General features: G+C 43.5%; 19 protein-coding genes (1 of these 19 only partly in view). 2 read left to right on the top strand and 17 right to left on the bottom strand.

Annotated elements, in window-relative coordinates; translation table 11 throughout:
• Positions 1-132 precede the first annotated feature (132 nt).
• The 10 genes from V1500_RS03650 to V1500_RS03605 all read right to left on the bottom strand — a co-directional run bounded on the left by V1500_RS03650 (position 133) and on the right by V1500_RS03605 (position 10,233).
• Entirely contained in the window at positions 133-1,047 is a 915-nt protein-coding gene (locus tag V1500_RS03650; protein WP_409304248.1) for a haloacid dehalogenase-like hydrolase, read from the bottom strand.
• Between the two features lie 171 nt (positions 1,048-1,218).
• On the bottom strand, positions 1,219-2,586 hold the full coding sequence (gene nagE, locus V1500_RS03645; RefSeq protein WP_409304247.1) for an N-acetylglucosamine-specific PTS transporter subunit IIBC: 1,368 nt from the start codon (positions 2,584-2,586) through the stop codon (positions 1,219-1,221).
• A 1,236-nt stretch (positions 2,587-3,822) separates the two neighbouring features.
• A complete protein-coding gene (locus tag V1500_RS03640; protein WP_409304246.1) occupies positions 3,823-4,785 on the bottom strand; it encodes a PDR/VanB family oxidoreductase in 963 nt (320 codons plus the stop codon).
• Between the two features lie 14 nt (positions 4,786-4,799).
• A complete protein-coding gene (locus tag V1500_RS03635; RefSeq protein WP_409305907.1) occupies positions 4,800-5,276 on the bottom strand; it encodes a dimethylamine monooxygenase subunit DmmA family protein in 477 nt (158 codons plus the stop codon).
• Positions 5,273-6,223 (bottom strand): heme-dependent oxidative N-demethylase family protein, encoded by a 951-nt coding sequence (locus V1500_RS03630; RefSeq protein WP_409304245.1) that lies wholly within the window; start codon positions 6,221-6,223, stop codon positions 5,273-5,275. The genes V1500_RS03635 and V1500_RS03630 overlap by 4 nt, the downstream gene beginning before the upstream one ends.
• Positions 6,224-6,382: 159 nt before the next feature.
• A complete protein-coding gene (locus tag V1500_RS03625) occupies positions 6,383-7,180 on the bottom strand; it encodes an energy-coupling factor ABC transporter ATP-binding protein (RefSeq protein ID WP_409304244.1) in 798 nt (265 codons plus the stop codon).
• A complete protein-coding gene (locus tag V1500_RS03620; RefSeq protein ID WP_409304243.1) occupies positions 7,177-8,019 on the bottom strand; it encodes an energy-coupling factor ABC transporter ATP-binding protein in 843 nt (280 codons plus the stop codon). The genes V1500_RS03625 and V1500_RS03620 overlap by 4 nt, the downstream gene beginning before the upstream one ends.
• Entirely contained in the window at positions 8,016-8,783 is a 768-nt protein-coding gene (locus V1500_RS03615; RefSeq protein ID WP_409304242.1) for an energy-coupling factor transporter transmembrane component T family protein, read from the bottom strand. Before V1500_RS03615 ends, V1500_RS03620 begins: the two co-directional genes overlap by 4 nt.
• 74 nt (positions 8,784-8,857) lie before the next feature.
• Positions 8,858-9,463: an ECF transporter S component gene (locus V1500_RS03610; protein ID WP_409304241.1), complete on the bottom strand. Its 606-nt coding sequence runs from the start codon at positions 9,461-9,463 to the stop codon at positions 8,858-8,860.
• Between the two features lie 17 nt (positions 9,464-9,480).
• On the bottom strand, positions 9,481-10,233 hold the full coding sequence (locus V1500_RS03605) for a nucleoside phosphorylase (RefSeq protein ID WP_409304240.1): 753 nt from the start codon (positions 10,231-10,233) through the stop codon (positions 9,481-9,483).
• Between the two features lie 421 nt (positions 10,234-10,654).
• On the opposite strand from V1500_RS03605, the gene V1500_RS03600 reads away from it, so the two are divergent.
• Complete coding sequence (locus tag V1500_RS03600; RefSeq protein ID WP_409305906.1) at positions 10,655-12,106, top strand: DHA2 family efflux MFS transporter permease subunit; 1,452 nt, start codon at positions 10,655-10,657, stop codon at positions 12,104-12,106.
• Positions 12,107-12,272: 166 nt separating this feature from the next.
• The gene (cspD, locus tag V1500_RS03595) at positions 12,273-12,473 is read left to right on the top strand and encodes a cold-shock protein CspD (protein ID WP_409304239.1); all 201 of its coding nucleotides are present in this window, start codon (positions 12,273-12,275) and stop codon (positions 12,471-12,473) included.
• Between the two features lie 152 nt (positions 12,474-12,625).
• On the opposite strand, the gene V1500_RS03590 is transcribed toward cspD, so the two are convergent.
• The 7 genes from V1500_RS03590 to V1500_RS03560 all read right to left on the bottom strand — a co-directional run.
• On the bottom strand, positions 12,626-14,182 hold the full coding sequence (locus tag V1500_RS03590; RefSeq protein ID WP_409304238.1) for a glycosyl hydrolase family 28-related protein: 1,557 nt from the start codon (positions 14,180-14,182) through the stop codon (positions 12,626-12,628).
• Between the two features lie 269 nt (positions 14,183-14,451).
• On the bottom strand, positions 14,452-15,279 hold the full coding sequence (locus tag V1500_RS03585; RefSeq protein ID WP_409304237.1) for a carbohydrate ABC transporter permease: 828 nt from the start codon (positions 15,277-15,279) through the stop codon (positions 14,452-14,454).
• A gap of 17 nt (positions 15,280-15,296) precedes the next feature.
• Entirely contained in the window at positions 15,297-16,196 is a 900-nt protein-coding gene (locus V1500_RS03580; RefSeq protein WP_409304236.1) for a carbohydrate ABC transporter permease, read from the bottom strand.
• A 163-nt stretch (positions 16,197-16,359) separates the two neighbouring features.
• Entirely contained in the window at positions 16,360-17,619 is a 1,260-nt protein-coding gene (locus V1500_RS03575) for an ABC transporter substrate-binding protein (RefSeq protein ID WP_409304235.1), read from the bottom strand.
• Positions 17,620-17,691: 72 nt separating this feature from the next.
• The gene (locus V1500_RS03570) at positions 17,692-19,788 is read right to left on the bottom strand and encodes a glycogen debranching N-terminal domain-containing protein (RefSeq protein ID WP_409304234.1); all 2,097 of its coding nucleotides are present in this window, start codon (positions 19,786-19,788) and stop codon (positions 17,692-17,694) included.
• Between the two features lie 298 nt (positions 19,789-20,086).
• Positions 20,087-21,121, bottom strand: coding sequence for a LacI family DNA-binding transcriptional regulator (locus tag V1500_RS03565; RefSeq protein WP_409304233.1), 1,035 nt, complete (start codon positions 21,119-21,121; stop codon positions 20,087-20,089).
• Positions 21,122-21,301: 180 nt separating this feature from the next.
• Positions 21,302-22,429: the 3' portion of an MATE family efflux transporter gene (locus V1500_RS03560; RefSeq protein WP_409304232.1), read on the bottom strand. The gene runs 276 nt beyond the window's last position; only the last 1,128 of its 1,404 coding nucleotides appear in the window; its start codon lies off the right edge, out of view; its stop codon occupies positions 21,302-21,304.

Below are 22,429 nucleotides of genomic sequence, written 5' to 3'. Positions count from 1 at the left end.
AAACAGACTGTACGGTTTATTTTATATTATGAGAAAATTTTGTCAACTCGATTTTATACGTTTTGTCTATTTTCCAGAAGGGTGATTCCAGCTAAAAATAGGCCGAAGCCATTGCTCCATGCCCATTTACAGTCATCTCCTGATTGAAGTGGCCATCCTGACATATGTATGCCTCTTTCCTCTTACCGCAATGGAATAGGCCATTATGTTTTCGGGAATCGCAATGCCGGTAAAGCCTGCATCGCCAATATGATACACATCTGCACCAGCCATTTTGCTGTTTAATGCAATCTGCTTAATCGTCTGTTCATCAGCTCCCTCCTGGCTCGTGCCTGTCGTTAGGATGGCAATTGCCCCGTTAGCGTGGACCCTGTCAACGAGCGCTGCTGCAACTTCAACAGTGAAACCCGGTATTGTACCGGGAGAAGGGATTAAAATGACATCTGCCCCTGCCTCAACAAACGAGGATATAACTTCTTCCGACATCATGCTGCTTCCAGTCTCTCCCTTCACTCCGGCACCATGCATCTTCCCTGCCAGGATGAGTCCCTCCTGTCCAAATACGCTGCGTGCCATCCCTATGGCTTTTGTAATCTCCCGATTGGATACCCCGGTTTTTGGGTTCCCGGTCAGGCAAACAAAGTCAAACCCCAGGTTTTTGGCTTTTCTAAGTGTTTCTTTGGTTGCAATCCTCCCCTGCGGCAGACTTTGGAGTTGTTCCAAATGGAGGGCTTCCGTGTCTACTGGTTCAAGATTCAAGCCGATCGGCCGTCCCACTAATTGCTTCAGTTTCCTGATCGCTTCCCCGCCTTCTGATTTCACCCCTTCGACGCGGGGATGGTCCACATCAAACAGATTGAGCAAAATCATGTCCGCCCCAAACGCCGCTGCCAACTCTGCATTTGTTACAGCAGGATAAAACGGCTGATGACTGCATATAACCTCCGCGAGTATGGTCCTTCCTTCCGATGCCATGATCGCTTGTTTTAATTGCTGGCCATTCATTTGATCAAAATCAGATGCTGTACAATCCAATAATCGTTTCACTTGCCATCCTCCTCTACATAATGAAAACCCTGAAATCAAGGCAATAGGCTGATGAAAATAATTGAAAACTTATCCAGGTTTTATTAATTAATGTTCACGCAAAAACGCATAATGTACGGTGTCCATAAAAAAATACCCGGCAAAAACTTTTCCGCCAGGTATTTATCATTTTTATTTTTTCTTCAGCTCATTGGCTACAAATTCTACATCTGTTCCAACAACTACTTGTAAATCGGTCTTGCTGAGCTTGAGTACAGCTTTCGCTCCCAGTCTCTTTAATTGCGCTTCGTCAACCTGGTCTGTATCTTTCACCTTCAATCGAAGCCGCGTAACACAGTTATCGATATTTGCCAGGTTCTCCTTGCCTCCAAGAGCCGCTAGATAACCGCTCGCCAGTTCAGTATAATTGCCGTTCGAGGCAGGTTTATCAAATTCTCCTTCCACTTCGTCTTCGCGTCCTGGCGTCTTTAAGTCGAGCTTTTTAATCAGGAAGTAAAAGATTACGAAATATAACAGGAAGTAAATGACCCCAATTCCTGCCAGCAGCAGCGGTTTTTGAGCGATACTATAATTCAGGAAATAGTCGATGGCTCCTGCAGAAAACCCAAAACCATGATGGATATCCAAAACGTACGCAATGGACATTGATACACCTGTCAGCACTGCATGAATAAAATACAGTGCAGGCGAAAGGAACATGAATAAAAATTCAATCGGTTCCGTAATCCCTGTCAGGAATGACGTAAATGCAACCCCGATCAATGCTCCGGCTGTAGCCTTTCTTCTTTCTTTTTTCGCAGTCATAATCATCGCGAGCGCCGCTCCCGGGAGACCAAACATCATGACCGGGAAGAATCCAGCCATGAAAATCCCCGCGGATGGATCCTTCGCCAGGAAGCGGGACAGATCCCCTTTAATCACATCGCCTGCAGCATTTGTAAAGCTGCCGAAATCAAACCACACCATCGTATTCAGAATATGGTGCAATCCCAACGGCAAGAGGAGCCTGTTCAGGAATCCAAAAATACCCACACCCGCTGCACCTGCACCGATGATCCATTCACCGACATTATTAATTGCTTCTTGAATCGGCGGCCATACATAGCCAAAGATTAAGGCAAGCACCAATGTTACAAACGCTGTTATGATTGGCACAAAGCGCCTTCCCCCAAAGAAACCGAGCCAATCGGGAAGTTTGGTATAGTGGTACTTGTTGTAAAGCAATCCCGCCACAATCCCCGCAATAATACCACCCAGAACCTTCATGTCGATCGTTTCATTAATGGCAGCGGTTCCATTTTTCAGCACAAAATAAGCGACGACACCAGCAATGGCCGCTGCCCCGTGGCTGTCTTTTGCCAAGCCGATGGCTACACCAATTGCAAATAGGATGGCCAGGTTTCCAATGACCGCTTCACCTGTTGCCACCATGAAATCAATCTTCCACAAGTCCCCCAAACGAAGCAATAACGCTGCAGCAGGCATGACGGCGATCGGAAGCATCAGCGCTTTCCCAATGCGTTGCAAAAACCCTAACATGTTAACACCTCTCTTTTCTTAATAGTGGATAAAAAAATATAGAAAAAAATGACAGAAAGACAAGCTATTTTAATTTTAAACTACAAACTGTAAAAAAGTAACAAAATTCCCAATCTAATTACATTACATATAGCCTGCCCGTAATATGATATGTATGTATTTTCATAGTTAGACCAAGTTATATATTAAGCGTTGACATGCACTAATAAAGAACTGGAAGCTATGTATGGCCCCCAATCAATAAAAGTTCATTATATTTATCTTCAAAAATCCATACTTTTTTGTTTCCTTTTTTACGTTACTTGCGTGAAAGGTAGATTATAGTTGGTTTTGTAAGGAATTTTTGTTTGGAAGTTTTATATCTGATGGCTGAACGTGTACAGTCCATTACATTAAATATAGGTCCATAATCTGGTTCTGGGGGATAATAGATATTTTTTCTCGTGGTCGTATGCTGAACTAACCCTGATCATTCGATTGAAAATTCAAAATTATACTTTATATGATGTGCAGAGAAATACCAGTTAATAGGAAATTTAAAAATGTAGTCGAGCATAAATTAAGGCTTTCGATCATAAATCTGGAATAGCGCTCAAAAATTACGGATTTCGCTCCTAAAATCCGATTTATCGAGCATAAGTTTATAGATTTCGAGCATGAAGTGCTGAATCTGTTATAATGCATACTTTGATTATTGTTTTTATTAGTTTTGATAAAAAAACCTATTTTTCCGCTTAATTCTTTTGTAGTATTGCTAATCTAATCATCAAAATCGCCCAGGTCCCACAACTGCATATCTCTAGTATTTGCTTGCTCAGATGATAAATGGGTTCAATCGGTTTGTCCCGAACTGCCTGCTGTTCTTTTTTACGCGGTTCTTAATGACTGATGCGGTGATTTTGCACCGTCATTCATTCTTAAATTCTCACCTGTTGTTTTAAGCACACTCGAACCTACCTTAAACTCTGACCTGTTGTCCTCAGCGAACTCGGTCTTAAACTCTGATGTGTTATTTTTACGGCGTGAGCAGTGATACAGCGCCAAACTTTTTTATTCTGTTTCCCGCCGCGAAATAATTTGGCCTACTTTGTTCTAAGTCCCGCTACAGGTATCATTTATCTTGTAGTATTTTCTTAAGGTTTGTTATTTTCCAGGCCAAAATGTGCACACCTACTCGCTTTATTTAGCAGATGACAACCTGATAAAGGACGTACTGCGCAGGTACGCCCTTTCATTTTAATAGGAAATGGTTAGCCTTTCGGATTCTGCACGGGACACGCAAGTGAGTATACAGTTTTGTGATGACTTTTGTTCCTCGGTCAGGAATGAATCGTAGTGAATGATTTTACCCTCCAAAACCTTTAGCTCACAGGTGCCGCAGCGGCCCACCCTGCATGAATATGGCGCCTTGATGCCGGCTTTTTGCAGTGCCTCAAGTAAAGTCTGTTCTGCAGTAACATTTATGGTATTCCCATCTGTAAGCCTGACTTCAAACGGTTTCGGATTGAAGGGCCTTGGTGCCGAAAAACGTTCATAATGTATGCTTCCATTCGGATAGCCATAGCCTTTTGCCGTTTCAGTGAAAGTGGAAATGAATGATCCAGGACCACAGAAATATACATGTGTCCCAATCGGATGCTGAAGAAGTAACGCGGCGTCGAGCCGGCGTGATCCTTCTTCTCTAGAAAAATAGAATGTACAATGTCCAGGATATTGTTTTCGTAAATATTCATAAAATGCACAGTCATCCTTAGACTTTGCCGCATAATGCAGTTCAAATGGGGTTTTATTTCCCTTTAATTCTGCCATCATTGATAGGATCGGAGTGATTCCAATTCCAGCCGCATAAAATACATGGCGTTTTGCCGCAAAGCTAAGGGGAAAATGATTGTTCGGATAGCTGATATTAAGTAAATCGCCAGCACGCATTGTCTTATGCCAGCATTCGGACCCGCCTGTTGACGACGGATGCAGCTGGACAGCAATATGATACTCATCCCTGGTTTCGGAATGATTTATCAATGAGTACTGCCTTTGGATTGGGCCGTTCAGCCCTTTTAAATAGGTTGTGATGTGAGAACCAGCGCTGAACGCAGGAAGGACCTCACCATCAGCAGGTGCAAGGATGAATCGCTTGACTGTCTTAGTTTCCTGATGGATCGATTTCACAAATACAGATAATGTTTGTTCTTTATACATAGCGCCCTCTCTTTTCACAGTTTTGCCACATGGCCGAGATAGGCATCATGCAGCGATGAATAGTGATCCGAAATTTCAAGCATCAGGCCGCAGCTAGAACAGGCAGCAAGCGAGGGTGGCTCTGCTGCAGGCTGCTGAGTTTCGCTTATATAATGGCATCGGCAGCAATAAACCCTTTGAGGCTTATCGCCAAGGTTGATGCCCTGTATTTCTTCATCAGTAAAACCTATTTCTTCCGCGAGCTCTCTTATTAATTTTTGCGTACCCCATGCGGCTGCAATATATAGATAGGTGCCCATCTTTTGTCCGTGCAGCCAGCAGGAAATCCTTTCCATATCGACGTCGCCCCCGGCATAAACCAGCTCAAAAGAAGCATTATTATTCACCGCCTGTTGAATGACCTGCTGTAACCGCCCAATCCCCTTCTCGTCGGCGCAAAACAGATACTTTCTTTTTCCTTCGATGAAAGCAGGTTGTTTTATGTTTGTCATTGCCAATTCCGCTCTCCTATTCTGTCTTGCAAATACTCTATTACCTGATCCTTAAATAAAGATAATCCTTTGTATTCTGTTATATGAGGAGGAAGTCCTCTAAGAATCTCATAAAATTGGAAAAGCCACTCCGGCTTTGAACACAATTCTTCTAGCGGAAGTAAATGTGTATGAATGGTAAAAAGAATCCCCATGGTACGAGGCAGGCGAAACAGCTTCTGTACCTCCACCCGCAAATGGACAAGCTTCCCCGCATTTTCTTTCGTTACTTTTTTTCTCTCCTGTCCCCAAACATCGAAGGTTTCCAGAGAGGTATCCATCCGATTGCCCGCCATTAAAGACCAGTTCTTCCTCCACCAAGGGCTGCCAGACTCCAGCTTTAGAAGAAATCTAAGAATCCGGTCGTCCAATCCCTCCTCTTTAAAGCCGGGGATTGGGCTATGAATCTCTTTAAAGCTCATGCCTAAATCAAATGCGAGTGACCAGTTTGCCGGGAAGCATAGCTGGCCTGCATCCAAAAATAAATCCCCATCCCTCTGCTTCATGTAAATGACATCTTCCTGTACATGCTTTCCGATAAATTCCAGAGGCTCACATGGGAGAGTCGATTCGTCACCAAAGATAAAACTCTGTTCTTCTCCCAGAATACGGTTAGCAAAAGTCCAGCTGCTGCCGTTTTTATTCACAGTAAAATATTCCGGATAATGGACCGTCAAATGCTCGATTACCAGCTCGACAATTTCCCACTGGCCCGCCAGCGTATGCGGCAGGGACTGATAACACCTCTCCCGGCTATGAGTGAGAAGTCTTCGTTTTAATTGTATATCTGCCTTATAGCCTTGGGTGATCTCGATACTATTTGATGTTTCTAACGGAATGGAATTATTGGAATAGCGGTATACATCCTCTTTAAATGGATAGGGGAAATCAGTAAGAAGCCCGGTCATATGATCATCCTTTTTTCCAAATATAGTTTCTATCAAAATTGTAAGATATATCTGAATTATTGAAAAGAACAACTCGAAAATCCGGCCGAATAATAAAGGGGCCCCAAATAGCAGCTGCTGTAAAACCACAGCCGCACTTGATCGGGCCCTGTTGAAAATTTATCGTTTCTGCTCTTTCCTTCGAATAAACTCTTCTACTGTCAGGAAGGTTTCTGAATATCCCAGTTCTTCTCCGAGTTTTGTAATAGAGGGAGCTTCGACATAGGCTTTTTCGAGGATTACAGACTGGCTGAAAACCTCTCGTGCCGTCCCATCCAGAATAGCCTTTCCTTCATTAAACACTATGATTCTCTCAAAATTCTCCGCTGCAAAATCCATATCGTGAATGATGGTCAATACAAGTTTATTTCTTTGTTTTAACTCTTGTATGATTCTCCTGATCTTCTGCTTGCCGGAATAGTCCTGGGCAATGGTGGGCTCATCAAAGATGACGATACTCGTATCCATCGCAAGTACTGCAGCTATACACAGGAGCTTTTTTTCAGAGAGGCTTAAATCCTGGGGATTTTCATCCAGTCTGTCTGAAAGTCCCACTAATTCAATTGCCTCCAGTGCTTTCATTTTGGCTGTTGCCTCATTCATCTTAATGGTTCGGGGGCCAAATAAGACCTCGTCCAACACCTTGCTCTTAAAAATTTGATGATTGGGATTTTGAAAAACAAGCCCTATTTCCTTAGACAGCTGGGCCGCGGTATGGTTTTTCACATCTTTGCCATTAATGAGGATCTGACCGGAATATGGCTTCAGCAATCCCTTAAGCAGTTTGACAAAAGTCGTTTTACCGGCCCCATTCTGGCCTATGATGGCTGTTGTCCGCTCGTCAAAATCCAGCGTGATGCCAGACAGCGCAGATGCACCCTCCCCATAGGAGAATGCCAGGTTTTTGATGTTTATCATGATTCTCCTCCCAGCACCTGGGCTGCCTGTGCAAGTGTAATGGGATAATAATCTGTGCCAGGCATTTTTAGCTTCAGTGATTTACATACCCTCGTATAGACAGGGGGAGCCACTCCGTATGACTCCAGATCATCGCGCGAGAAGATTTTTTCCGGAACATCGAAATCGATGATCCTTCCCTCATCCAATAAAATCAGGCGATCACAATATTCTGCCATCTTCTCCATATTGTGCTCTGCCAGCATGATCGTGATCCCCTGCCTGCTCAGTGTCCGTATGGCTTGAAATACATCTTCGGAACCCGCCGGATCAAGCTGGGATGTCGGCTCGTCCAATACAAGGACTTCTGGATTCATGGCTATGACGCTGGCAAGCGCCATTCTTTGCATTTGCCCTCCTGACAATTCAAAAGGATTCCGGTCTTCCAGCGTTTGGATCTGCAACAGCTGCAGCACCTGGTCAATCCTCTCCTTCATCTCTTCCCTCGGGACCCCTGTATTCTCAAGGCCAAAAGCAATTTCTTCATATACGGTCACTTTTGATCCGGTTACCTGTGTAAATGGGTTCTGGAATACAATCCCCGCCTTGGCAGATATATCGCTGATTGTATGCTCTTTTACTTCCATCCCATCAACAATTACCTTTCCCCCGTATGCCCCTTTATAAAAATGGGGGACCAGGCCCACGATGGATTGACATAAGGTGGATTTTCCGGCAGAATTCCTGCCGATTATACCAATAAACTCGCCTTCCTCCACTGCAAATGACACCCCATCAAGCGCCAGCCTGTCGGACATTGGGTACTTGTATTTAAGATTTTCTACGGTTATCTTCCTCATGCAAATATCCTCCAGGCCGCCGCACTCAATATAAGCAGGACTAAAAGCGATTGCAGCATTTTGCTGTGGCGAAACTTCTTTTCTTCATATAAAAACGTTTTGGGGGTGCGCGCATTAAAGCCCCGTACCTCCAAGGCCATGGCTCTTTCCTTCGTATTTATGAGAGACCCCAGAATAACGGGCCCAAGTAAAGGCAGGAACGCTTTGATCCGCACTAATAGCCTTCCTTCGGTTTCCATGCCGCGTGCCCTTTGTGCATCTGTGATCGTCCCCATTGCAGCCATCATTTCGGGGACGATTTGGAATACGGATATGACCACATATCCAATTCTTGGTGACATGCCGCGCCTGACAAGCGATTCAACCAGTTCAGACGGCTTCGTTGTTAGTACCAGAATCATGAAGGCAGCCACTATGCCAATCACCCGCAGAGTAATCCGGAATCCATATAACAGACCTTCTCTGTACAAGGTAAAAGGTCCGGCCCCGAATACAGCTGTTTTATTTCCCGGCATAAAAAGCCCTTGAATGATGACTATGGTAACGAGCACCAGAAACACAAATCCAAAAATCGGCAGCGATTTCCTGAATACCTTAGCAAGGGCAAGCAATACAATACTAATCCCCATACATATGAAAGAGATGGTGAACGAGGGCAAAATGATGGGTATCAATATAGAAAAAAGAATATAAAATAGCTTAGTTATAGGGTCTATGTCATGTACGAAAGATTTTCTTTCCGTATAGAGACTGATTGAATTCACGCTAGTTCACCAGCTTTCTTTCAAAGCTTACGCCATGGTCTTGGATGCTTAATTTCAGATTTCGGTTCTATAGGCTAATCGAGGGTTTCCACTTTGCTGCTGTTGTCGTACAAATGGGTAATATTCTTTGGCAATCCTTTAAAAATTCCAAAGCTAATCAAGGTAACCAGGAGCTTATCCGGCACATCCACTACCACTTCGTCAAGAAAGGATGCCAGCCAGACTGAATCGGTCTTGGCAAGTACCGTTGCAAACAACGCATCACCCCAGACGTTCCCCGTCTGGCCTCCCCAGAATTGGATATTGAGCGGCGTGGATACCACTGTCGCTACCAGGCCAATGATCAAACCAGCCATGACCGCCTTACTCCAGCTCGAAACCCAGCCTTTGTTAAATAAAATCCCCGCAGCAAGGCCGATTGCCACACTGGTGATCGCATATACAAAGGAAATGGGGTCTGCAGTGAGCCCATAAATAATGTTATTCACAGCGCCTGCCAGTGCCCCAATAATAGGACCTGCAAGCATACTTGCCAAAATGGTACCGATTGAATCAAGCCAGAGCGGCAGTTTCAAGACACCTGCCAATAGTTTTCCGATGTAATTAATCCCTACCGCAGTAGGTATTAATACCAAAGCAGAAGTAGAAAAACGCAATGACCACATACTTTGTTTTTCCATAAAAATATATCCTCCCCTTACCTGTTAATTGAATCATGATAGGATGCTATCGCTTCCAATGCCGTATGGATTTCTTTATGTTCCCCCTGTTTGCTTTCTGTTCTTTGGTCTGTATAGTCATTGATCCCCCCTTCCAGACTGCCTTCTTTTTCAACGACAACATTCAATATGGAAGCGGTCTTTATACCGCGCAATCCACCAATCACAAACAGTGCCGCCGTTTCCATATCGGCTGCCAATATGCCCTTCTTGGACCAGTATGCATCGATCTCGTTCTCCCGGTCAGTATAAAAGCTGTCATGGCTCCGGATCCTGCCAATATAATGCTTATAGTCAGCACTCTTTGCGGCGTGGATTAAGTGGAACAGCAATTCGGCATCAGGTATGGCAGGATAGGCCCTTTCGATATAGGCATCCGACGCTCCATCATTACGGACCGCACCCGATGCAATCACCAGTTCACCTATATGTATGTCCTCCTGCAGGCTTCCGCAGCTTCCGATCCGAATCATTACATTGACTCCGGCATTTTTCAGTTCTTCAACAGCAATACCGGTAGATGCGCCCCCTATACCTGTCGAAGTGACTAAAAGAGGAATTCCTTTGTATCTGCCGGATATCGTTTTAAATTCACGATTAAAAGCAAGGTGCTTTGGCTGCTCCAAATATTTCGCCACCTCTTCCACCCTCGCCGGGTCACCCGGCAGAAGCGCATACCTGGTATGAAAATTGGCTGTTATTCTTAAATGCGGCTGCAGGCTGTCATGCATTTGGCAACTTCCTTTACAAAGAATTTATTGATACGCAACAATATGTAAGTGCTCTCATTTTTGGTTAAAAAAATTACATAATTGCACACGGCGAAAAGTATGTGCATTATTTCACAAATTAATTAACTTTTTTAAAAACATATACCTTCTATTCATTACTATACACAAAAACTAAGTTCCTGAAAATGGATTATTTTGAAAAATTAACAATTTAAATATAGAAAAGTACAAGCAGCAAAATATGCGTACGAGCTAGAGTATGGTTCTGGTCGCAACCAATATGGGAATAATCCAAGCTCCAATGTAAACAATATAGGGGGTAGAATGGAGACTTCCATCTAATGTTCTAAAGGGAGGCAAGTGCTCATTGACAACTAATCCATCCGGTAGCTCTATACGTATTCGGCCTATCTTCGGCGTTATGCTTGCAGGGGCGGTCGTGGCTTTCCTGAATCAGACTCTGATTAACATAGCATTGCCCCAGATCATGAAGACATTTGAGATTACCGCAGCAACAGCAAACTGGCTTACAACGATTTTTATGCTCGTAAATGGAATTGTGATTCCAATCACCGCTTTTCTGATGAATAGGTTTACAACCAGACAGCTCTATTTGACCTCAATGGGATTGTTCACATTAGGCACCATCATTTGTGGCATAGCCCCTAGTTTTTCGGTCATCTTAATAGGAAGAGTTATTCAAGCCGCGGGAGCCGGAATATTGTTTCCGCTAATTACGAATGTCATTTTCACTTTATTTCCTCCTGAACGCCGCGGGTATGCAATGGGGATATTCGGCATCGCCATGAATTTCGCTCCGGCGATCGGTCCTACCTTGTCCGGATGGGTGGTCCAGTCCTACTCCTGGCGCGTCCTATTCTTTATCATCTTTCCTGTTGCATTAATAGACTTACTGCTTGCCACTGTATTGGTCAAAAATGTGACTGAGACCTCAAGACCCAAGTTGGATGTTTTAGGTGTCATATTATCCACATTCGGATTTGGAGGCATTTTATACGGTTTTGCAACAGCTGGGACAGCCGGCTGGAGCAATCTCCAGGTGATCATTAGCTTAATCGGCGGAATCATCAGTATATTTCTTTTTGTATGGCGCCAGCTGGCCATTGATGAACCAATTCTCGAATTTCGCATTTTTCAAAACCGGATATTTACGTTAACCACTATCATCAATGTAATTGTAACGATGGCCATGTTCTCAGGGATGATATTGATGCCAATATACATGCAGAACGTACGCGGTTTTTCTCCATTAATGTCGGGCCTGCTGTTATTGCCTGGCGGAATCCTGATGGGCATTATGTCCCCTATCACAGGACGCCTATTTGACAAGTTTGGTGCAAGATGGCTGACCATTATTGGGCTTGGCATTACAATTGTCACTACATACGGATTGACCCAGCTTGGAACACATACCAGCTTCCAATATGTCTTATGGATTTATACAATTCGAATGTTAGGCATGTCCCTGATCATGATGCCCATCTTTACCGCAGGGCTGAATGCTTTGGGACTGGCCCTTAACACGCATGGTACAGCCATGGTCAATACTCTGAGAATGGTGTCTGGAGCGGTTGGAATGGCATTCTTCGTAACAATTATGACGAATAACGGGGCGGAATACGTGCAGAATATCATACATCAGCTCCACATATCGCCTGCAGATCAGGAACAAATGGCTGCCGCTATCAACGAGGGCACTGCCATGGGAGTCAATGATGCTTTTATGGTAGCCACATATTTATCCATTGCAGCGTTCTTTTTATCTTTTTTTATCACACCCGCAAATCCTGCCGGGGACAAGATTCCCGGAGGTGCCAAAGACCGTCCGGCAAAGCTGATTCCAACCCGTTAAATAGCCATATGTAATGAAAAACTGCAGGAATGGATAAAACTTTAGTGCTACTGTAATACATTACAAAATTCGCTGGAAAAATTGTAGTGTCCGTAAGTGAAAACAATGCTTCCGATTGAAAAACGTGAGCAAGAATCGAACTAACAGCTACAGGGAGGAAAACAAAATGGAACAAGGCAAGGTAAAATGGTTTAATGCAGAAAAAGGCTTTGGATTTATCGGACGTGAAGGCGGAGATGATGTATTCGTCCATTTTTCGGAGATCCAGGGCGAAGGCTTCAAATCTTTGGAAGAAGGCCAGGAAGTATCCTTTGAAATAGTGGAAGGCCAGCGGGGACCACAAGCTGCTAATGTCCAGAAGCTTTAATTTAATCGTAAAAATTTAGGGAGAATCCGCTTTTATTCAGCGGATTCTTTTTCATTTCATCCCTGCTCGTGCAGGCTAAATTGAATGCAGCATTCCTGGATTAATTTTGGCTCTAGGTTCCGGCTGAAATACGACAGCCCCAACTGACTGCCTTATGCCAGTGCATCCACATTATCTATTTTTATATTTTGTATACCATTTCCTACATCCACAGCTTTTGCTGCGGCATTCTTCACCCTTACATTTCTAATCTGGATATCATCGGCGCATTGTTCACCGCCAAATACCTTAATATTGCTGTTAGCGTTCTTGAAGTCCCTTATCGAGACATTTCGTAGAATCACGTTTCTTGCTCGATACTGGATGGCGATGACCGGGTTTTCACCGAAATCATATTCTGGATCGCCGATTAGAGTAAAATTGTTGATCACCACATTTTTGTATGCAGAGACTACCATGCCGCGGGGCGATGAATGTTCGTACAGGGAAGTGTGGACAGGAGCGATTGCCACAAGGTTTGTTGCCCTTATGTTGTGGGCAGTGCGAGATTCTGGGTCATTGACTTTGTGATGCCCGATATGCCGAAAATTAAAAGAACGATTATCATTAACAGAAATATGCCCGATGATTTGTACATTGTTGGCAGCGGAAGAATTGTGGTGTGCTTTAATTTCCACCCCCCCGAAGCATCTGGTCGTCGAGTTGTTGACCAGCAATACGCTCCGTGAACCATCATCCACCTCTATCCCGTTTGAATTTGAAAACCCTTCTTTATGGGCTCGGCCGCTCGGGTCGCACATATGGCAATGGGAAATGAAAATATTGTCGCTGTGATGGGTGGTAATTCCATCATCCCCAAACCCATACCCATTCAGCTTGTCCAGCCATATATAATTGCTTCCGCCTTTGGCCCTGTATCCGTCGCCGGAATAATCATAAAGGGTTGAGGAAATATCGAAGCAATGCAGTCCCGGGTTGATCCCCTCCACATTCCTCACCCAGCCATATTTTACATTGGCAAAAAGCAAACAGCTGGAGTGATTGCCCCATGTACTGGTTTTTGGAACATCTCCCAGCCTTTCGACATTCCAGTCCAATGTCATGCCTTCCACAAGGATATTGCGGTTTCCCCGCCTATAATTTCTATTCGAAACCAGCCTGGTTCCCCTTGGCGCCTGCTCATGAAGCCGGATCACCGTCACACCTTTTCCCTCGCCCACAAGGCAAGTCCAGGACGGCAGCCTGATGCCCTTTGTAATATACACACCTTCCGGAACGAGCACCTTTACCCTCCCATTCCCAATAGCCTTTGCGAATGCCCGAGTGTCATCGGTCACCCCATCGCCGGCAGCACCGAAATCCTTAACATTCACAATTCTATCAATCTTATCATGCAATTTATCATACTGTTCATCTAACACTGGCATCCAGTCCGGAAACACATTGGACCTCTGATCAAGAAGCGTATCCGGCAGGTCAAATACCCCAAATGCCTTTTTCGATAGTATCAGCCGGGGAACAGCCATCACCATATTTTCTAAAAAAGAGCCCGGCAGGCTGTGATCAACGGCTTCCCATTTTGAAGCATTTTGGCGAAAAAGGGAATCAGTCTCCCTGATTGCCTCTCTCAAATCCATTCGATGATCTAGAAGCTCCGTAATAAATTTTCCATTAATTTCCGGATTGTGTTGTCTATCAAGATATAACATTTGACCACCTCAGACAGGATGTTTGTATTTATGGTATTATTCCCTGTCCAGCAATGAAGTAACCTGACCTTTAGAGACTCACAATCGAATCTTAAATTTACTCGGCTTCATCTAAAAAGGCTGGCGCAGGACATAGGTTTCCTTAAATGATTGACAATTTCTGTGCGTTTATAAACGCTGTGTGTTACAAAAATAAACGACACAAAAAAAGCAGCCAGTTCTGTGAAAGTTACTCCTTTCGTACTGGCTGCTTATTATGGATTGTCCAATTATTTTCCGCCCGTAAACGATATTCCTTTAATGAAATAGCGATTAAAGAAAGCGTAAATCAATAGAACTGGAAGCGTGAATACCATGGAAGCTGCCATGATATAGTTCCAATAGCTGACGAATTGTCCTTTGAAAGTGTTCAATCCGAGCGGCAGAGTGAACATTTCCATATCGGTCATAACAATTAATGGTCTCATGAAATCGTTCCAGAATCCCATAAATATGAAAATTGATTGTGCAGCCAAGGCTGGCCTTGCGAGCGGCAGTACAACCCTAAAGAAGGTTCCGAAACGGCTAAGCCCGTCAATTTCAGCTGCTTCTTCCAATTCCTTCGGAAAGTTAATGAAGAACTGGCGCATCATAAAGATGTATGTTGCATTGATCATGCCCGGCACGATCATCCCCTGATAGGAGTTGAGCCAGCCTAATTCCTTCAAGATTAAATAATTAGGAATCATCGTTACTTGAACCGGAATCATTAATACACCAAGGATAATAATGAACATCGCTTTTTTGCCCGGAAACGTCAATCTGGCTAGAGCATATCCGGCCATAGAGTTAAATAGCAGATTTAAGACAGTACCGACTACCGCGATAAACAAGCTGTTAAACATCCATCTTGGAAAATGCTCCTGCTCTATGAAAATCTGTTTATAGTTATCGAGTGTAAAGTTCTTCGGGAAAAGGCTTATAGTACCGCCCACAATTTCCTGCAAGGTTTTAAATGACGATGACAGTGCCCATAAAAATGGGATAAGGGTTGTAATTGCGTATATCACCAGGATGGCGTATAGAAAAACCTTTCCGATGCTGTGTTTTTTCTTCACTTGATTCCCCTCCTTAATTAGTACAAGGACTCTTCCTTAGAGAATTTGCGTTGAATCAGGGTTGCAACCAGGATAACAAGTGCAAGCAAGAAGGCAAGCGCTGCTGCATAGCCCATGGTTCCCAAGGTTTTAAACGCATACTGGTACACTAAGAGAACGATAGTTAACGTAGAATTATCCGGACCGCCGGATCCAGCGGAGAAGATATATGACTGATCAAACAACTGGAAAGTCCCGATAAGGCCCATGATAACAACGAATGAGGTAACAGGACGCAAATTAGGCACGGTAATCTGCCAAAACTTTTGAAATACGTTTGCTCCATCAAGCTCTGCTGCTTCGTACAGAGAATCCGGTATATCCTGGAGAGCTGCCAAATATATAACCATGAAGAATGGAGCAGTAGCCCAAATATTCATGAACATAATTGCATTCAGGGCAATGTCAGGATCGCCAAGGAAGTTGTATGTAGGCAGCCCGATCACATCCAACACCTGGTTGATAAGCCCCTCCTTGTTATACATCCACATAAATATTAGTGTTAACACAGCAGACGATGTCAGGGTCGGCAAAAAGTATACGATCCGGAAAAAAGTTTGCCCTTTTAATCCCGCATTAAGCGTTGCTGCCAATATCAACGCCAAAAGAGTCTGGCAGGGAACAACTATAATTACATATTTTAAGGTATTCCATAAGGCGATTTTTGCTCTGGTATCGTCCAGGATTCTAGTAAAGTTATCAAAAGCGACAAAATCAAAGCTCGCATTTCCAAGGAGCTGTACTTTATGAAAGGAAAGGAAAATAGTATAAAAGATCGGGCCGATTATGAAAACTAATAATACAAAAATAGCTGGACTCATAAAGGTATATCCCTGGCCAGCTTCACGCAGAGCCTTTCTGGAAAATCTGCTCTTCATCTGTATTCACTCCCCATTGAAAATCAAATTATGTTGGTTCTATGCTGTCAGAACTCGTTCTGCTGAAGTCGTTCTTTACACTTAGGCACAACGAGTTCTACAGGATATTACTTGAAACGGCAGGAAAGGGACCAAGTCCCTTCCCAAACCAAAATCAATTTGCTTATTTAGACTGAATCTCGGAATTGGCCTGCTTTTCAGCTTCTTTTAGCGCCTCGTCAAGCGGGCGGTCTCCCAAGAAAGCACTTAAGAATTGGTTGTTGAAGTTATTTGTGATGATTGGCAGGTTTGTACCTTCAGACCATACTGTCGCATAAGATGCACCAGCAACAAGCGGACCGCGCAATTCATCTTTATCAAAGCCAAGTTTTTCTGCTACGCTCTTACGTGTCGGAAGCGCATATCCCTTGCTTGTCCAAGTTTCCATTCCTTCTTTGCCAGTCAGGTAAGATAGCAATTCCCATGCTGCTTCCTTTTTCTCGGATGCTGCATTCATAACATATGCCACAGAGTAAGCCATTGTTGATTTCTTTCCATTGACTGTAGGAAGTTCAGCTGTACCGTAATCCACACCAGGGAATGTATCCTTCAAGAAAGGGATTGCCCAGTTTCCTTCGATAACCATTGCAGCTTTTTCCTGGCCGAAGATTTCTCCGCCCCATGTAACGCCAACTTCTTTTGGTTCAACAGCTGATTTGTCTTTGTTGTGCATGTCGATGATAGGCTGCAAGGAGTCTACCACTTCTTTAGAAGCAAAGTTCGCTTTATCGTCTTTAACTACATCTCCACCGTTGGACTGTGCAAGCCAATACATACGGGCAAGCTCTGGAGCAACACCATAGCCGTATACTCCATTTTTAGTAAGCTTCTTTGCAGCTGCCTGGAATTCATCCCATGTTTTCGGAACTTCAACACCTGCATCAGCCAACATTTTCTTGTTATAGAAAAGTGCTAGTGTGGAATAATCTTTCGGGAAACCATAAGTTTTTCCATCTACCTGGAAAGCATCCAACAAAGGTTTTTCAAAATCTTCTACATCAAAATCATCAGTCACATAATCATTAAGCGGTTCAACTACTCCTGTTTCGATTAAAGCAGGGGCTTCGAATGCATCCAGATAAAATACATCCGGACCTTTTCCGCCAATCAAGCGAGTTTTCATGACATCCATATATTGCTCAGAGATCACTTCATACTTAACGTCAATATTTTTATGCTTTGCTTCAAAGTCTTCCAGCGTCTGCTTCAACAGCTTTTCCTCAGTTGGATTGCCGCCCCAGCCAGCAAGAGTTACTGTTACCTTTTTGTCGCCGCTTGATGATGAGTCCCCTTTACTTGCATCATCACTGCTGCAGCCTGACAAAATGCTAGCAGCCAACAAAGAAGTAACTCCAAGTGATGCCAACCATTTTTTTGATTTCATCGAAAAATCCCCTTTCAATGTTTACATTTTATATATCTGAAGGAGGTAAACTCCTAGAGACCAGGAATAATATTACTTCTGAACGATTTCAAAGCCTGTTGTGTTTTCTAGAATGCTTACGTCAAGGCTTCCTTCTTTGCGGGATACAGAAACAGATAGCACGCCGTCTCCGATGGAGATATTTTGAACTCTCAGTTCATTCATTCCATCTAACAATGACGGTGAAAGGACAATCTGCTTTTCCAGACTGTCAGGGAAAAGGCCCAGCAAAGTTTGGATAAATACGAGCGGTGTTCCTGCAGCCCAAGCCTGTGGCGAACATGCGACCGGATATTTGACTGCTTTGCCCAATGTTTTGGAATATCCGCAGAACAATTCTGGAAGCCGGTCATATTCAAAGTAGGCTGCTGCTTCAATCAGTCCATCTATCACTACATTGGCAGATCCCTGTTGTCCAAGCTTGCTCATTCCAAGCAGGATCATGCTGTTATCATGTGGCCAGATGCTTCCATCATGGTAGCTCATAGGGTTATAGCCCGCTTCTCCTTCACCCATCGTACGAATCCCATAGCCGGAATTCATTTTTGGCGATAAAAGAGTGTCAATGACGGCAGTTGCTTTATCCTCATCCAACATCTCAGAGAAAAGGATATGTCCTGGATTAGATGTGACTGTGCCAACCTGATTTTTGTTTTCATCCAGTGCAATCGCATAGAAATTGACGTCTTCCATCCAAAATTCTTCATCAAACTTAGCCTTTAATTGAGAAGCCTGCTCCCTCAGTTTTGCTGCCTGTTCAGGCTTTTTCAGTTTGTCGAAGATACCGGCAATTCCCATTTTTGCCTGGTATACATAACCTTGAACTTCCGCTAAAGCAATTGGAGTCTTTGCATAGTCCCCGTTTCGATGGACAACGGAATCTCCTGAATCCTTCCATCCCTGGTTGGCAATCCCTTTGCTTGATTCCTGATGATATTCAACGAAAAGGTCGCCATCCCGGTCGCCATACTGGTCAATCCAGTCAAGTGCAGCTTCGATATTGTTTGCAAGCTCTGTGGCAATATCAAGATCTCCAGTCCATTTCACATATTCGGTAAGCAGCATCAGGAACAAAGGTGTTGCATCGATTGTTCCATAGTATGGTGTGAACGGAATTTGACCTGTTGTAGCCAATTCTCCATAGCGAATTTCATGCATGATTTTGCCAGGCTGTTCATCTCGCCAAGGATCGACATTTTGTCCCTGGTTAGCAGCCATTGTCAAAAGTGTGCCCTTCGCCACTTCCGGGTTAAATGCCATCATTTGAAGAGCCGCAATTAAGCTGTCGCGTCCAAATGGAACTCCGAACCATGGCAATCCGGCAACTGGAAATTTTCCATAGCCCACATCTGTCAGCAATACCCTTAAGTCATCTATACCTCGATCAACCAGGCGCTGCAGCGGCTCAAAATCCGTTTGCACTTTGGTTGTTTTTTCACTCCATTCCTGATAAGACGCTTTTAATTTTGCCAGTGCCTCTTCTTTGCCTGGAACCGCCTTCATTTCTTCGGTACCGATATGAGGCTTGATTACAAAGGTGACTTCATTTTGTTCTGCGTTGGACAGGCTAAAATCAAAAGTAATATCTCCATGCTCCGTAACCGATTTTGCTTCTCTGTCCCAGGAAACTGTTGTTGAGCGTTCCACATTGTCAGCGCCTTCATAATGGAATGCAAGGGATGAACCATCTATTGTCTGGCCTGTACGCCTGCCGATCGTGCCGCTCTGGAATCCACGGACGATGAACATGTCTGTGAAATCTACATCCATATGTACACTCAGTTCAAATTGGACGGGCTTAGGAAAATAGTTTTTTACTTTAATAGTTTCAAATAAAGCGCCTTCAAAAATAAATCTAGTACGCTCTATTTCAACCGACTCACGCCAAAGGATAAGCTCGCTGTCTTTTTCCATATGCGGGTTTGTCAATAAAATCTTGGCCATATAGTTTTCTTCTGCATCCGATGATAGCAAAATTGGTTCCTGGCCATTAATGCGCAGATCCAGCTTGCTTAAAAATCTGGTATCCTTTGTATAAAGCCCCAATCCATATGAATGATTTTCCGGTATATTCCCTTTATCATCTGTTAATAGAAATAAATCATTCTCTTTAATAACACGGTAATCCATGTTGTTCCTCCTATCAAATCCAGCGGGTAACCAAAACGTTTCGAATAAAAGCGATAACATATTTCAAAACGTTTCGGAAATTTCTTTCTTTTATTTACCCTTTAAACATCCAAAACGTTTTGGAAAACACACCTGTACTTCAACACACTTCAAAAAAGCAGGCCTTTTTATTCCAAAAACATTCCTATTTTCCTTGGGCTGTTTCACGCTGCATTTATATTTAATTTAGAATTAGTTCCCATTCCAAAACGTTTCGGTTTTATGTAAAAATACTTAAAGAAAAATTCAGACGCTTCGTCTATTTTTTATAAGCAACCGTTATGGGTGGCGGGCAAGCTGATTCACGGATAATTAAATCCGTTGTTAATGTCGAAACATGTGAGACATCCTTCCCCTCCAGCATGTCTACTAGATGGTCGGCCGCCTGATACCCAAGCTGGAACTTATCCTGAGCTATCGTTGTAATTGCAGGAGCCGAATAGGAAGCCAGCAATATATTATCGTAGCCAACTACAGAAAGCTGCCGCGGGACATCCAGCCCCATTGCCCTTGCCGCTTTAATAGTTCCGAGCGCCATTAAATCGCTTGCACAAAAGACTGCTGTTATATCAGGATGGCTTTTTAACAGTTTTGCAGCCGCAAGCTGAGCTTGTTCCTCCAAGAATCCCCCATCCAGGATCCACTCTTTATGTATTGGAAGATTGGCTTCTTTTAGGGCTTTTACATATCCTTCTTTCCTTTTCAAGCTGACATAGGCATCATCATGGCCATTAATCAGGGCTATTTTTTTATGTCCGAGCCCGATCAGATAGTTTACTGCTGTTTTTGCACCGAGGACATTGTCAGTTGTAACATACCCTACAGTTTTCGATTGTATTGGTATATCGATAAGCATACAGGGAATATCACTTTCAATAACCTCTTTCAAGTAGGGGTCATCAATCTTCATCCCTTGCATGATCACCCCGTCAACGCGCCTTTCCCTGCACAGCTGAGAGTATGTCTTCTCCCTCTGTTTAGAGGTGGTGGTGTTGAACAGCACTAAATCATACCCTCTTTTCGAGATACATTCATTCGCTCCTGAAAGTACTTCAAATGTAAAGTTGTCCTTATTGGCGGAACGATTCATGCCTGAAACCAGAAACCCTATCGTTTGTGATTTATTTGTTACAAGTCCTCTTGCAAGGGTATTAGGGCTGTAATTCATCTCTTTAGCAATCCTGACAATCTTCTGGCGTGTCTTTTCATTTACGTCAGAATAGCCATTTAGCGCTCTGGAAACGGTAGTGACTGAAACATTAGCAACTCTAGCAATATCTTTGATTGTTACCATATTTATGTCCTCCCGAAACGTTTCCGATACCTTTATGAAAACATCATAACTTAAAATGAAAACGATTTCAATCATTATATTAAAAAAATAAAAACGTATTAAATTTACCGATTAATAAAAAAAGAGCTTTGCCCTTAGGCAAAGCCAACCTTTTGTCTGCTATTGTTTCCACATATAAACCTATGCCTGCACTTCCAAGCCTTCCTCTGCCATACCATCCTTTACCAGGGCATATTTTTCCCACTTCCTGCTCCTCCACCGGAAAGCCATGATTACGGCACGTGTCCATTCGTCCGCCGCAATGGCCATCCAAATTCCCGGGAGTCCCAAATCCAAATGAAATACGAGAAAATATCCTAATGGCAAGCTCATGCATACCATTGAGAAAATACCGATCCAAAGGGGATATTTAGCATCGCCCGAGGCACGTAATGAATTGATAAGAACAATATTAAACGTACGGCCCGTTTCCAAAAGGACACTCAGCAGCAATACACTTGTTCCCAGATGGATGATTTCCGGATCGTTTGTAAACAGCTCCATTAAAGGCTTTCGGAAAATAATGACTGCCATTACCATTGCTACAGTAACACTAATAGCCGCGTATAAACTTTTCCAGACCCTTTGATATGCTTCATCACTTCGATTTGCGCCAACCAGGCGGCCTACGATAATCGAGGTTCCTACTCCTATAGCTATCGCGAACAAGAAGATAAACATGGATATATTCTGGGCATACTGCCTTGCTGCCAAGGAGGAAGCACCCAGAAACGTAGCATAGTACAAGAATACAATCTGGCACGCCTGATACATCACCTGTTCAAAAGCAGAAGGTATGCCGATTTTTAATACTTTCCCGACATATTCCTTTGATAAAGAGAAGTAATATTTGACTCTGACTTTTACCTCCAACACCCTGTATAGAAGCCAGAAAAATACGAGCAATGCTAAGAATCGGCTAACCACCGTTGATATAGCAGCACCTTGGACACCCATCTCCGGAAGCCCAAATTTACCAAATATCAGGGCATAATTTCCGATCACATGAATAACGTTCATACCTAAAGAAACAAGCATTGCTTCTTTAGTAAACCCGTGCACACGTATGATAGCAGCAAGTGAATTAATAATAGCTTGCAGGAAGATGGCACCGCCAACTATAGTAAGATAATTTTGGGCATGAGTGAGAATCTCTCCCTGAAGATTTAGCGCCTCTAACATACGTCCACAGAAAATTAAAAACACAGCACTCATCACTAAACCGACAATTAAATTAAGTATTACTGAAAGAGCTGATATTTTTGCAGC

Origin of the sequence: Peribacillus sedimenti, assembly GCF_046237635.1 — a bacterium.
In the GTDB taxonomy this organism is placed as follows: Bacteria; Bacillota; Bacilli; order Bacillales; family DSM-1321; genus Peribacillus; species Peribacillus sedimenti.
Note: the sequence above shows the minus strand (reverse complement) of the source record. Positions and strands in the feature narration are given on the sequence as shown.